This window comes from Thalassobacillus devorans (assembly GCF_900176565.1).
GTDB lineage: Bacteria > Bacillota > Bacilli > Bacillales > Halobacillaceae > Thalassobacillus > Thalassobacillus devorans_A.
In genome coordinates this window covers 263,082-275,432 of the sequence record NZ_FXEH01000004.1, presented here as the reverse complement: position 1 = coordinate 275,432, position 12,351 = coordinate 263,082, and the positions used below count along the sequence as shown (strand labels likewise).

The window sequence follows — 12,351 nt, the reverse complement described above, 5'->3', positions numbered from 1 at the left end:
ATTATGCTTCTTTTCTCAATGTCAGACGTTCGATGCGCTTCTCCTGTTTGCCTTCGATTAATCCCTGTACGTAAATACCAGGTGTATGGATGTTATCTGAATCCAATGAGCCGACGTCTACCAGCTCTTCCACTTCTGCAATCGTCGTCGTACCGGCTGCTGCGATTTCAGGATTGAAGTTGCGAGCCGTTTTATTATAGACAAGGTTTCCAAGTCGATCGCCTTTGGCAGCACGGACAAGGCTGAAATCCGCTTTCAAACCTGTCACCATCAGATAGTCTTTTCCATCAAAATTTCGCACTTCTTTCCCTTCCGCAATCGGTGTACCTACGCCTGCTGGTGTATAAAAAGCCGGTATTCCGGCACCGCCGGCACGGATACGTTCCGCCAACGTCCCTTGTGGAGTCAGTTCCACTTCCAGTTCTCCCGCGAGCACCTGGCGTTCGAATTCTTTATTTTCACCGACATAAGAGCCGATCATTTTATCGATCTGCTTATTTTCAAGGAGCAATCCAAGTCCCCAGTCATCCACACCACAGTTATTGGAAATCACCGTCAAATGCTTCACCTTTGATTCTACTAATGCCAAAATCAGGTTCTCCGGGATCCCTACAAGTCCAAACCCTCCAACCATGATTGTTGAGTAATCTTTGATATCTTTTACTGCTTCTTCAAATGATGTATAAATAGTTTTCATCATACTACACTCCCTTCACCGTTTAATAATGCAAGAAGCGTGCCAACTTTTAATATGAATGGAAATTCAATTATGAAAGGGCATTCAATTGAAAGCGCTGACAATTAAATTGCGGATTTTTGGAAAGTTAACTGTAATCCTATCATCATAATAATGAAAACCCTTTCTAGCAGAACAAAAAAGAAACCATTCCAGAATCTCGGAATGGTATTTCCGAATTTTCGGAATGGTTTATAGATTATATTTTTTTGCTTTATCATACAGGCTTGATTTTCCTATTCCAAGCATTGTAGCCGCTTTCCCTTTGTCTCCGTGGACTTTTTTCAATGTCCGTTCAATCGCCTGGCGCTCTGCCGTTTCCATGATCGCCTTCAAGCTTCGATCCTCATCCACTAACAGTGCGTCCGGCTTAATGTGATCCGGCAGATCATCCAGTTCAATCATTTCATTGCTCGTCAGGTGAACAGCTGCTTCGATCACGTTTTCCAGCTCGCGGACATTACCTGGCCAGTGATACTCAAGGAAGCATTCATACACCTCCGGTTCAAAATCGACGACCCGTTTGCCTATCCGCTCGGTCACCTTTTCCAGCAAATATTTTGCCAGCACCCGGAGGTCCTCCGGTCGTTTCCGAAGTGGGGGAATATCAATCTGGACAACATTTATCCGGTAAAATAAATCTTCCCGGAACTTCTGTTGTGCTATTAACTCCTCGAGGGGCTGGTTGGTCGCAGCAATAATCCGTACATCAACTTTCTGTGGATGAACCGATCCGATTGCTTCGACTTCTCCTTCCTGCAGGACGCGAAGAATTTTCACCTGGGCCTGAAGAGGCATATCCCCAATTTCATCGAGGAAAAGTGTTCCGCCGTCTGCCATCTGGAACTTTCCTGGCTTGCCGCCTTTCTTGGCACCAGTAAAAGCACCTTCCTGGTAGCCGAACAGCTCTGATTCGAGAAGGTCAGCTGGAATGGCCGCACAGTTCACCTTGACGAATGGTTTGGTGTTGCGTTCACTCAAGTGATGGATACTGTGCGCAAACAACTCTTTTCCTGTCCCGCTCTCCCCACGCAGCAGCACAGACACATCTCCTGGAGCCACTTTTTTAATTTTATCTTTTAATATGTGCATCTCGGAAGAATTGCTGATGATATCATGCAGCGAATAGGAAACTCCGTTCAATTTTTTCATCTGATTCCGGTACGTTTCCAGCTCCAGGAACAAATCTTTGATATGACTGTTCAGCTTCAGCCATTCCTCCGTATCCCGGAACAGCACCATACCGAGCGCACCGACCACTTCTCCATCTGCACGGAGCGGAATCCGATGGGCGATCATATAATTACCGCGGATATACTGCAGGTCCGCAAGTTCTTCTTTTCCTGTTTCCGCAACGATATGCATCCTGGTATTCTCTATCACATCGGTTACATGCTTCCCGCGGACACCCTCTTTATCTACTTCGAGAAAATCACAATAACTATCATTCATATAAGAAACAAAACCATTGCGATCCACGACGACAATACTATGATTGACATTACCGAAAATCGTCTCTAATATTCCATCCCGGTAATCTTCTAATATATCAAGCATTCATCCACGCTCCTGATGTAAAATCTCTTTGCTGTCTATTTTACCATGAGAGCGATTTCAATCCACCTCCCAATATTTACGAGCTTCTGGATCCGCTGTCACTTTATAAATGTTTTTCAGCGTAGTATGTATGTTATTCAACGTGACCAGTACAAACCCGAGCATAATAAAAGTTACGATTTCTCCTGTGAAAACAGCCACCACGCCTAATATAATCATATAAATGGTATTCCATACATTGTTCATAAACTTCTCCCCCTTTGAACCCGCTGGTAAGGTTCGTCGTTGATTTGTCTCCTATCCAGCTGCTAATTCTCTCTTTTTTTAAAATTTGTCTCTCTTATTCTCGAAAGTGTCTCATATAATTTTAATATTGTCTCTCTTACTTCCTCTTTTTCCTCTCAAAGGATATAGATTGTCTCGTATATTAATAAATTGTCTCATAAACCTGCATTTCAAGTTACATACTCACCAACCACAGTGAAACACATAATATAGAAGAAACTATCACGGAGGTGGCAACCTATGATCCATACTGTCAAACCAGGTGAAACGCTGACACAGATTTCCCGTGATTACCGGAAGCCATTGGCTCAAATCATTCAGGTTAACCCAACAATCAATCCTGACCTCATCTACCCCGGTCAAGCGATTAATATCCCAGGCTTACCTAACCCGGCATCCATTCCTTATAGCATTGATATTTCACTCAATAACCGAACACTTCGCTTACTAAGGAATGGTGTTTTGCAAAAACAATATCCGATCGCGGTAGGCAGGATACTTCATGGTACTCCTATCGGAAATTATGTAGTCATCAATAAAGCCCCAAATCCGGGAGGACCATTCGGTACCATGTGGATGAGCCTGTCAAAACAACATTATGGCATCCATGGCACCAACGATCCAAGCTCCATTGGAAAAGCAGTCTCTCGTGGCTGTATCCGAATGTATAACAAGGATGTCGAAGAACTGGCTCGCACGATCCCTATCGGAACAGGCGTATACATCCATCCCTAACCTGTCACCGTTTTACCACAGGTATTAAGATATCAAAATGAGGATCGCTTAAATCACGATCAGCTGGATAGCGTTCATGCTTAATCGGAAGCTCATCGTAATATTTACGTTCATCCTTATAAGGTTTATAGTTAATTTCTTTGAACCAACTATAAATTTGTGTGTACGTTTCACCAATGTCCCTCCCCCGTTCATGATAGACATGTAAATAAGTCAGTTCAGGAATAATTATTTCAATCATACCTGCAGGAATCTGCTGACTTTTATTGACTTCATAGACAGAATAATGGGTGAATCCATCAGGTCTGAGATGATAGGACAATCCCAGTTGAAGGTTGCGATCAACAGCTTCCTCGAGCTCTTTAGCCCTGTCTTTCATATGGTAAATGGTTTCTTTCAATGTACTGACTTCAGCATATGCCCCTTCCCATTTCAAGCCTACTCCACGATATTCGGGAAGTGTTACAATATTATATTCCATATTTGCATCCTCCTCTGTTCTTTAATAACATTAGACATTTCCCGCCAGTTCCCTTCCAATTTCTACAAAAAGAATAAAAAATCCAGCAGATCGCATTCTGCTGGATTTTTCACTCTTTATTTTATTATAGTAGAGCCTTGAAGCAGCTCGGGCTTGGCACCAAGTGTCAGTAAAAACAACTTGGAATCATTGATACTTTTATACTTCCTCATGATATCTATTAATTTTTCGATTGAAGGATTTTCTTTCAGTTTGTTCACCTCTTGCTGGTAAAGATGAAGAATTGACCCTCTCAAATACTTCGGCTCATATTCCGGGAGATCTTCATCTCTTAACAAAGATCCCATATATCCATATTTTAATTGCATCTGTCTCGTAAGGCTGACCACATGAACCAGCTGTTCGCTTAACTCCGGGTACTCCTGTTTCAATACCTCTAAATCTTCCTTCGCCTCATACAAATCATTCAACCCAGCCAGCATGTATGCCATTATAGTTCCACTCCTTTTTCCCATGGTTTCTCTAAGCCGATCATCCGTGTCAGTTCTTTACTGTGTTCTTTACGTTTTCTCCGTCGTTCCGCACGTTCTTTTCCGGATTCATATAAAAACTTTTCCTCTTCCGATTCGGGAACAATCTCTGGCACTTTGATCGGTTGTTTGTTCTCATCTAATGCTACAAAGGTGAGAAAAGCAGTCGCTGCCATCTTTCGTTCCCCGGTAATCATATCTTCAGCAATGACTTTGCAGAATATTTCCATCGACTTGTTGCCAGTGTAGGAAACATAGGATTCCACACACACCGAATCTGTCTGGTGAATCGGATGAAGGAAGTCAATAGAATCCGTTGAAGCGGTCACACATTCTTTTGCCCGTGCATGCCTTCGCGCAGATAAAGTAGCGTTATTATCTAATTTTTTCATTAATACACCGCCGAACAGTGTATTATAATTATTTAAATCGTTGATCATCACTTGATCGGTATTTACAATCAGGCTCTCTTTTGGACTCTTTGTTTCAGTCATACTTCATAACCCCTTCTGTGATGTGGTAATTCTCAAACGTTTGATAATCCAAGTCTAAGCCTGGCGCTCCTATAAGTGAAATGGATATTTATCATGGATTGGATAGACAAAATCTATGCAAATGCTTTCATCCATGCGCTAAAGCCATAGTTAATGCCACATACGTCCATTAAAAAACACCTCTTATTCAGAGGTGTCCTCCATCAGGCGCTCTTGAGTGAACTTGAGCCATTCTTTTGTGGCAAAAGATAAATAATGATTTTTCCTCCATATAATAGCCAGGTCCCACTCAATCACTGGTTTTACAACTTTAATAATACGGACGTCTTCTTTCAACAACTTTGACACACTATATGGCAAAATCGAGATTCCCAAATCAGCTGTAATCATTTTTCCGATGAAATCCCATTGCGAACTTTCTGAGACCACCTGAGGGAGAAATCCTGCTTCCTTACAAGCTGATCTGATACGTTCATTCAGCGCAAAATCCTTATTGAAGAGAATAAATAATTCCTCACTCAATTCTTCCAGTTTAATTTGCTTCCTGGAAGCGAGTTTATGAGATGTCGGCACAACCACCCGCAACTCTTCCTTCATAAAAGAAAAATGGTGAAACTCTTCTTCCTCTGTCGGCAGCACTGCAATTCCGACATCAAGATTATCGTTAATGATATCTTCCTCAATTTTTCTTGTTCCGTTCTCTATTAACTGAAACGTTATATTAGGATAAAGCTGGTGAAACTCTCCCAGAATACGGATAAATTGGTCGGCATCCATGATTGGCGGCAGTCCAATTCTAATGTGTCCCTTCTGTAAACCGATCAAATCATCCAGTTCTGTCTGCAGGTTGTCAAACGCTTTATCAATGGTTTGAGCCTGATCCAGTATTACTCGTCCTGCATCGGTTAGCACCAGCTGTTTTCTGGAGCGATCGAACAGTTCAACGCCAAGTTCCTCTTCCAGGTTTTTTATCATTTTACTGATTGTCGGCTGTGTGACGAATAAATGATCAGCAGCTCGTGTAAAACTGCTGAACCGTGATACTTCTATAAAATACTTCAAATGTCGGATATCCATGGTTTCACCTTTATTCTTTTCGATAGTTATAGTATTACTTTAAGATAATTATTTTCTTATGTAAATCTGCTGCTCTTTTCGAATAATGCAAATGTTTCAACTTTGCTGGAAAGTGGTATTGTCTACCATTACATGGAAAAGGAGCTTGATATAGTGAAAGATCCTCGTGACGCAGCAGCTAATATGAGTGAAGATAAAAAAGACGACATCATGCAGAATTTCCAGAACTTCAAGGATTATTTAGGTGACCAGGTTAATAAAGGTGAAAAGCTTGGACTTGGCGAAGAGGGACTTACGAAAGGCGCCAAGCGTGTGGGTGATTACCTTGCTAAAAACGAAGATCCAAGAAAACGCGAAGAAAAATTGCTGAATGAACTTTGGAAGTTTGCCGACGAAGAAGAACGGAAGCATATGGCGCATGTTCTTGTAAAGCTTGCCGATTCAACCAACTAATTTTAGCAGACGGCTGTTCCCAAAGTCTTTCAGAGACTTCTGGGATAGCCCTTTTTTTGCACCTGTCTGCTTATTGATCGTAAATACATCTTTTTGATCACAAAGAGAAAAATCCGCTCATAACTCCGTTTTTTCACTCTTTTTCACAAAATAATAAAAAACCCCGGCGAGGATTTGTTATCCTGCCGAGGTCATTTCATCAGGCCCCAGGTGTATCTTCTAAATCATCAATTTTTCTCTCCAAATACTGGGTGTCTTTTCTGGCATTGAATTTCTCTGCCTTCTCCACTTTTACACCAATATTATAGTCTGGGATTTTAGCAAACTGTTCATAGCGGCCTTTTGGTAACAAGAAGTTCCCTTCTGGGAAATGGACGCCAAGGTTTCCTTTCGCGATACTGGCAAACTTGGCTCTTCCTTGAAAAATTCCGTACTGGTTATATAAAACCACTGCTTCTCCATCATGTATCCGATTATCATCCGCATCCTCACGATTGATCAGGACATCATAACGCTCAGCTCCATTAATCGGGTCGGTCTCCTTGTAGACCATTGAATTGAACTGTTTGCCTCGGCGTGTTGTCAGATAAAAATCACCCGGCTTCTTGTTCAAATCAGGTATTTCTACTGGAATCAGGCTCCCTTTCCCGTCCGGCGTCGGGCAAACGCCACCTTCACATAACCAGGCTCCGCCCCATTGGAAGACGTCCCCCTGTTTTTTTAAATGCTGAATGCCATCATAATTCGGGTTGGCTTTAGCGATTTCTTCACGGACGGCCTGACCATCCTTAAAGTCGACCAAATGAGCAGATTCGGGTTTGACGCGTTTAGCGAGATCGATGTAAATTTTCCATTCGGTGCGAGCTTCTTCGATTTTATTTTTATTCCCTTCAATTTCCGGTGAAAAATAAACCATCCGTTCTGTAGAAGTAGATGTACCGCCGCCTTCCTGTTCATATCGTGTCTTAGCCGGCAATACAATCACCGCTTCTTTCGCATCGACAAGTGTGGAAGTATTCAGGATGATATCCTGATGGACACGGATATCAAGCTCCGCTAATGCTTGCTCTACAAAACCAGGATCCGGCATGGTTTCTAGGAAATTCCCACCAGATAGATAGTACAGCTTGATTTTCCGTTCATGATCATCTGGGAGCAGGATGTTTTCAAGTGTCACACCGACGACATCTCCCTGCCATTCAGGAAGTTCAAATTCCCATAGCTTTTCGATTCTGTCAATATGATCACCTTTGAAATCCCCGCCAGGAAGTACAAAAGGATCAGCACCCATTTCACCACTTCCCTGGACACTGGAGTGACCACGGAAAGGCATTAAGCCATTATGTTCTCGTCCAAGAAAACCTCGAAGCAACGCCAGGTTCGCTACCTGGGAAATGTTATCCGTTGCAAAGGAATGCATTGTCAAACCAAGCGCCCAGGCAAAAACAGCATTTTTGCTATTCGCAAGCAGTTCGGAAAGTTCGATAATACGTGCTTTTGAAACCCCGGAAGATTCGGTGATGGCATCCCAGGATAGGGAGATAACCTGCTGTTTTAATTCGTCAAATCCATTAACATGCTCATCAACAAATTTATGGTTGATAGCAGCACCGTGCTGCTTTTCTTCCATTTCGAACCAGTGCTTCATAATCCCATGCATGAAAGCAATGTCCCCGCCAATATTGATTTGATAAAAATCATCAGCTACTTTAGTTCCAAACAAAGCCGACTCTGGATTGGATGGAATCCAGTATCTATCCATCGACGGCTCACGGTATGGATTGATAACTATGATTTTTGTCCCCTTTTTCTTTGCTTCGAGCATATACTTAGTCGAAACTGGCGAACTATTGGAGGCAACACTACCCCAGAACAACAGGACATCTGTGCCAATCCAGTCCTGGTAATTCGCCGTTGAAGCACCTACCCCCACCGAACGCTTTAATGCGGTCTTACTCGGCGAGTGACAAATACGGGAAGCGTTATCGATATGATTGGTATCAAGAAAACGGGCTACTTTTCCCGCTACATAATAAGATTCATTGGTGATCCCACGGGAGGTGAGGTAAAAAGCATACTGCTTCGGGTCCAGAGCTTTCATCTTATCTGCAATCATGTCCATGGCATCATCCCATGTCAGACGGGAAAACTTTCGCTCCCCTTTTCTGCGGATCATCGGGTACGGAATCCTGCCAAGCTCCCTTAACTCTGTACTGGAATACTGCCGAAGTTCCTCTATATCGGCATGGAGGATCTCTTCTTTAATAGCTGGCATTGTATTTAAACGAAGCACATTCAATCGTGTCGTACAAATATGCGGCCCGGTCAATGTCTGATCGTAAAGACCGGAAACGCCTAATGCGCAGCCATCACACACTCCTTTGGTAATGATGTTCTTAGCATAGTTTAAGTTATCCTTGTTATCCCAGGCGACTTTCATCGTATCACGGATATGCTTAGGCTTTATCTTTCCCAGTCCGAACGGGATTGGGCTCACCCAGTGCTCCGGTGCAGGTATTTTAGATTTTTTCATCGGTCCATTATGTTTCGTTTGTCCCATATGTATTCTCCTTACTATTTAGATTCATATAAACAAAAAACCACCATATCTCCATTGAGCTTTGCAACATCTTGGAGGTATGGTGGTTAAGCCTTTTACAGGGGCGCTGTGAAGTACCAAACCATTCTATTATGAAAATTTCTTTTCTAGATCTTCACTGAAAACGAAAATCGACATCCCGAAGTCTTTTTCTATATCGATATCCACAAACAAATCGACGAAATCACACTGCAGGAATTCTTCCATTTCCACCGGGTGATTTTGCCGGTACATATTTTTGACCATTTCCGTACGGGCTGCACGAACCATTTGCTTGCCCTCGTCCTCATTGGCGATAAACTTTTCTACAGGTGACAAGTTGCCTTCCATCTCGCATATGGCCCAGTTCTTGCAAAAGGTGGTACTGATTTTACTCGGTCCTTTTCCCATATGCCGTTTCCGAAAGGCTTTTACTAGATTACTGAACTCAGCTTCATATTTACTCATCGTTGCTTCAACCTTTTCTATAATACTTCTTAAATAGTAGTAGGACGGACGCCAAAAATCAACTAGAAAGTTTCTGTGCAGAAGCCGTGGAACCTTGTGCTTGCTTCAACTGTTTAATATCGATGCGGATGATCAGTGAAACAATCAGTGCTACCACAAACATAGTACCAAAAATTGATAAGGTCAAAGCATAGCTGGTCGTCACTTCCCTGATCCAGGAAGCCAAAATTGGTCCGGCCAGACCAGCTGCAGCCCATGCGGTCAGAATATAACCATGGATAGCACCTAACTGCTTGGTTCCAAACAAATCTCCGATATAGGCTGGGATAGATGAGAAACCTCCGCCGTAACATGTGATTATTAAGAAAACGACTACCTGAAACAGGATGGCATGAGTAATGCCGGGAAGCGCAAAGAATGCAACAACTTGAATGATAAAGAACGTTGTGTATACATTCGGACGCCCAATATAGTCAGAAATTGATGCCCAGGCTATCCGGCCTGCACCATTGAAAAATCCCATCAGACCTACCATTGTCGCTGCTGCTGCAGCACTAAGTCCGGCAATTTCCTGCGCCATCGGGGAAGCCACAGACAGTATCGCGATTCCGCATGTGACATTGATAAACAGCATAACCCATAAATACCAGAACCGGCGTGTTTTGACTGCTTCATTGGCAGTCAATTGAGAAAGGTCCGGAGTTTTCTTTTTGTCCTGACTGAACTCTTTCATATATCCTTCTGGTGGTTTTTCCAAGTAAACAGCTGATGCCATCATGATGACAAAATAGGTAGCACCTAAGATAAAAAAGGTAGCTGGAATACTAACAGAATCAATCAAATTCGCCATCACAGGGCTTGCGATCATCGCTGCGAAGCCGAATCCCATAATCGCAAGACCTGTGGCTAATCCCCTGCGATCAGGAAACCATTTTACCAATGTGGAGACAGGGGTAATATACCCAATTCCAAGCCCGATTCCAGCCAAAACACCGTATGTAAAATATAAAAACCAAAGTGATTCCAACGTAGCAGCCAAACCGGAACCAACCATTCCAACACCAAAGAAACTGGCTGCCACCATTCCTGATTTGCGGGGCCCGTATTTTTCCACGAAATGTCCCATAAATGCTGCCGATAACCCTAGAAATAAAATGGCGATACTAAAAGTCAGCGATACACTGCTAAGACTCCAGCCATACTCCTCGATCAATGGATTCGTAAACACACTCCAGGCATAAACGGAGCCGATAGAAATATGAATCCCTACAGCAGCTAACGCAATCAGCCAACGATTTTTTGTTTTTTCCAAACTATTTCACTCCCTTTATAAAAATAAAAAAACGCCCTCACTTTACTTTTGCAGAATTTTCCCATGCAAAAGTAAATGACGACGTGTTAGTTCCAAGCAGGTTCACTACTTGCACACCAAAGTAATCGTTTACAATAGTTGACGGCATTTAAAATCGATGACAGGATCGCTATCTCGCATCTTAAATGTTACAATTTTATGAACATAAATTATGATAGCGGTTTTTTGCTGAAATTTCAATTGTTTTTTCTGAATTTTACATTTACCGATTCTTATTGCTTGTATTTTCTTTGTGAGACTCGGTATATTTTAATAACGAGAATTTTTCAAGCGTTTCCAAATGAGGTGAGGTAAGTGAGAGACCAAAAAAGTATCAAGAGAACAATTACAAGATATGATCAGGGAGAATTTTCACAAGTGGAAGATGATATTGTCACTGAGTTTCCATTGACGATTTATATAAATGAAGAAGAATTCGCAACAATGGTCTGTACTCCGGCACACCTGGAAGAAATGGTGATCGGATTTCTGGCCTCTGAAGGTGTCATCCGTTTCCGACGTGAAATCAAAAATTTTCAAATTGATGAAGAGCAAGGCTTTGCCTACATTGAAATTGAAGGCAAAATCAATACCCAGCGTGATTTTTCCAAGCGGTTTATCGGTTCCTGCTGTGGAAAAAGCAGACAATTTTATTTTCAAAATGATGTCCAAACCACCAAAACCTCCACCTCAAAAACAACGATAACTGCCGACCAATGCATTAAACTAATGAAGATGATGCAGGCAACCAGTCATGTCTTCAAAGGTACCGGAGGTGTTCATAATGCGGCAATCTGTACGGGCGATGAAATGATTGTCGGACGTGCGGACATTGGCAGACACAATGCACTGGATAAATTATATGGTCATTGCCTGTTGAATCAAATTTCTGTACGTGATAAGGTGCTTGTTTTCAGCGGAAGGATTTCATCGGAGGTCCTGACAAAGGCGGCGAAGATTGGAGTAGGAATCGTTTTGTCTAAATCAGCGCCAACTGATTTAGCGATTGATTTAGCACATGACTTGAACATCACGGCTGTCGGATTCATTCGTGGCGGCTCCTTCAACGTATATTCACACCCTGAACGTATTACCATGTAAAATTTAACAAAGCCTGGCATCAATTAAATGAGTACCAGGCTTTGTTTTTTTTTTATGCAGAACGGTATGTTTCACTATCTCCCTCATTGGAGTTGAATAATACCTGATCCAGTGCAAAGTTTTTGCTTCCGTTAATCAGGAAGTAAAGTGACATGGCGAGCAACACCAAATCAAGCTCATACCCTGCTCCTTGGCCATTTCCCAGGAAGCCTGCTGCAAGCTTCACTTTCAAAATTGCTCCTGCCATTAATACTACAAATAGACCTGAAATGACTCTAGTACCTAATCCAAACAATACTGCCAGACCACCAGCTAATTCAAGAAAGGCTACCACATACGCGAGAAATCCAGGTAATCCAATACTATCAAACCAGCCAGCCGTATTGCCTATTCCGTCCTGAAACTTAACAAGCCCATGGATAAAGAACGTAAGCCCCAATACAACACGTAAGATTACTTGACTCCATGCATATTTACTATTCATAATTATTCCCCCATTGTAATT

Annotated in this window: 14 protein-coding genes; 3 read left to right on the top strand and 11 right to left on the bottom strand. The window is 42.4% G+C overall.

The annotated features are described in order from the left end of the window. Position 1 precedes the first annotated feature (1 nt). From B9Y67_RS03290 to B9Y67_RS03280, 3 genes are all read right to left on the bottom strand, one after another. Positions 2 to 697 carry a CoA transferase subunit A gene (locus B9Y67_RS03290; protein WP_085505634.1) on the bottom strand — a complete coding sequence of 232 codons (696 nt, stop codon included), beginning with the start codon at positions 695 to 697 and terminating at the stop codon, positions 2 to 4. 231 nt (positions 698 to 928) lie between these two features. Then, positions 929 to 2,293: a sigma-54 interaction domain-containing protein gene (locus B9Y67_RS03285; RefSeq protein WP_085505350.1), complete on the bottom strand. Its 1,365-nt coding sequence runs from the start codon at positions 2,291 to 2,293 to the stop codon at positions 929 to 931. Between the two features lie 57 nt (positions 2,294 to 2,350). Beyond that, on the bottom strand, positions 2,351 to 2,539 hold the full coding sequence (locus B9Y67_RS03280; protein WP_085505349.1) for a hypothetical protein: 189 nt from the start codon (positions 2,537 to 2,539) through the stop codon (positions 2,351 to 2,353). Between the two features lie 279 nt (positions 2,540 to 2,818). On the opposite strand from B9Y67_RS03280, the gene B9Y67_RS03275 reads away from it, so the two are divergent. Beyond that, complete coding sequence (locus tag B9Y67_RS03275; RefSeq protein WP_085505348.1) at positions 2,819 to 3,313, top strand: L,D-transpeptidase family protein; 495 nt, start codon at positions 2,819 to 2,821, stop codon at positions 3,311 to 3,313. A gap of 4 nt (positions 3,314 to 3,317) precedes the next feature. On the opposite strand, the gene B9Y67_RS03270 is transcribed toward B9Y67_RS03275, so the two are convergent. From B9Y67_RS03270 to cidR, 4 genes are all read right to left on the bottom strand, one after another. Continuing rightward, positions 3,318 to 3,794, bottom strand: coding sequence for a GyrI-like domain-containing protein (locus tag B9Y67_RS03270; protein ID WP_085505347.1), 477 nt, complete (start codon positions 3,792 to 3,794; stop codon positions 3,318 to 3,320). Positions 3,795 to 3,910: 116 nt separating this feature from the next. After that, complete coding sequence (locus tag B9Y67_RS03265; protein ID WP_085505346.1) at positions 3,911 to 4,285, bottom strand: hypothetical protein; 375 nt, start codon at positions 4,283 to 4,285, stop codon at positions 3,911 to 3,913. Beyond that, on the bottom strand, positions 4,285 to 4,818 hold the full coding sequence (locus tag B9Y67_RS03260; RefSeq protein WP_085505345.1) for an acyl-CoA thioesterase: 534 nt from the start codon (positions 4,816 to 4,818) through the stop codon (positions 4,285 to 4,287). Before B9Y67_RS03260 ends, B9Y67_RS03265 begins: the two co-directional genes overlap by 1 nt. A gap of 183 nt (positions 4,819 to 5,001) precedes the next feature. After that, positions 5,002 to 5,895 carry a cidABC operon transcriptional activator CidR gene (cidR, locus tag B9Y67_RS03255; RefSeq protein WP_085505344.1) on the bottom strand — a complete coding sequence of 298 codons (894 nt, stop codon included), beginning with the start codon at positions 5,893 to 5,895 and terminating at the stop codon, positions 5,002 to 5,004. Between the two features lie 153 nt (positions 5,896 to 6,048). On the opposite strand from cidR, the gene B9Y67_RS03250 reads away from it, so the two are divergent. Further along, positions 6,049 to 6,348, top strand: coding sequence for a DUF3243 domain-containing protein (locus tag B9Y67_RS03250; protein ID WP_441007544.1), 300 nt, complete (start codon positions 6,049 to 6,051; stop codon positions 6,346 to 6,348). Positions 6,349 to 6,547: 199 nt separating this feature from the next. Here the strand turns inward: B9Y67_RS03250 and B9Y67_RS03245 are convergent, their stop codons facing one another. The 3 genes from B9Y67_RS03245 to B9Y67_RS03235 all read right to left on the bottom strand — a co-directional run bounded on the left by B9Y67_RS03245 (position 6,548) and on the right by B9Y67_RS03235 (position 10,706). Continuing rightward, on the bottom strand, positions 6,548 to 8,908 hold the full coding sequence (locus B9Y67_RS03245; RefSeq protein ID WP_085505342.1) for an FdhF/YdeP family oxidoreductase: 2,361 nt from the start codon (positions 8,906 to 8,908) through the stop codon (positions 6,548 to 6,550). Between the two features lie 129 nt (positions 8,909 to 9,037). Further along, a complete protein-coding gene (locus tag B9Y67_RS03240; protein ID WP_085505341.1) occupies positions 9,038 to 9,394 on the bottom strand; it encodes a Na-translocating system protein MpsC family protein in 357 nt (118 codons plus the stop codon). A gap of 58 nt (positions 9,395 to 9,452) precedes the next feature. After that, entirely contained in the window at positions 9,453 to 10,706 is a 1,254-nt protein-coding gene (locus tag B9Y67_RS03235) for an L-lactate MFS transporter (RefSeq protein ID WP_085505340.1), read from the bottom strand. Positions 10,707 to 11,060: 354 nt separating this feature from the next. Between B9Y67_RS03235 and fdhD the strand changes: the two genes are divergently transcribed. Continuing rightward, complete coding sequence (gene fdhD, locus B9Y67_RS03230; RefSeq protein ID WP_085505339.1) at positions 11,061 to 11,846, top strand: formate dehydrogenase accessory sulfurtransferase FdhD; 786 nt, start codon at positions 11,061 to 11,063, stop codon at positions 11,844 to 11,846. A gap of 52 nt (positions 11,847 to 11,898) precedes the next feature. On the opposite strand, the gene B9Y67_RS03225 is transcribed toward fdhD, so the two are convergent. Further along, positions 11,899 to 12,330: a DoxX family protein gene (locus B9Y67_RS03225; protein WP_085505338.1), complete on the bottom strand. Its 432-nt coding sequence runs from the start codon at positions 12,328 to 12,330 to the stop codon at positions 11,899 to 11,901. Positions 12,331 to 12,351: the final 21 nt, after the last annotated feature.

Bases quoted from the DNA above. Each gene is read 5' to 3' on its own strand.
- B9Y67_RS03290 (WP_085505634.1), bottom strand. From the start codon at position 697: ATGAAAACTATTTATACATCATTTGAAGAAGCAGTAAAAGATATCAAA.
- B9Y67_RS03285 (WP_085505350.1), bottom strand. From the start codon at position 2,293: ATGCTTGATATATTAGAAGATTACCGGGATGGAATATTAGAGACGATT.
- B9Y67_RS03280 (WP_085505349.1), bottom strand. From the start codon at position 2,539: ATGAACAATGTATGGAATACCATTTATATGATTATATTAGGCGTGGTG.
- B9Y67_RS03275 (WP_085505348.1), top strand. From the start codon at position 2,819: ATGATCCATACTGTCAAACCAGGTGAAACGCTGACACAGATTTCCCGT.
- B9Y67_RS03270 (WP_085505347.1), bottom strand. From the start codon at position 3,794: ATGGAATATAATATTGTAACACTTCCCGAATATCGTGGAGTAGGCTTG.
- B9Y67_RS03265 (WP_085505346.1), bottom strand. From the start codon at position 4,285: ATGGCATACATGCTGGCTGGGTTGAATGATTTGTATGAGGCGAAGGAA.
- B9Y67_RS03260 (WP_085505345.1), bottom strand. From the start codon at position 4,818: ATGACTGAAACAAAGAGTCCAAAAGAGAGCCTGATTGTAAATACCGAT.
- cidR (WP_085505344.1), bottom strand. From the start codon at position 5,895: ATGGATATCCGACATTTGAAGTATTTTATAGAAGTATCACGGTTCAGC.
- B9Y67_RS03245 (WP_085505342.1), bottom strand. From the start codon at position 8,908: ATGGGACAAACGAAACATAATGGACCGATGAAAAAATCTAAAATACCT.
- B9Y67_RS03240 (WP_085505341.1), bottom strand. From the start codon at position 9,394: ATGAGTAAATATGAAGCTGAGTTCAGTAATCTAGTAAAAGCCTTTCGG.
- B9Y67_RS03225 (WP_085505338.1), bottom strand. From the start codon at position 12,330: ATGAATAGTAAATATGCATGGAGTCAAGTAATCTTACGTGTTGTATTG.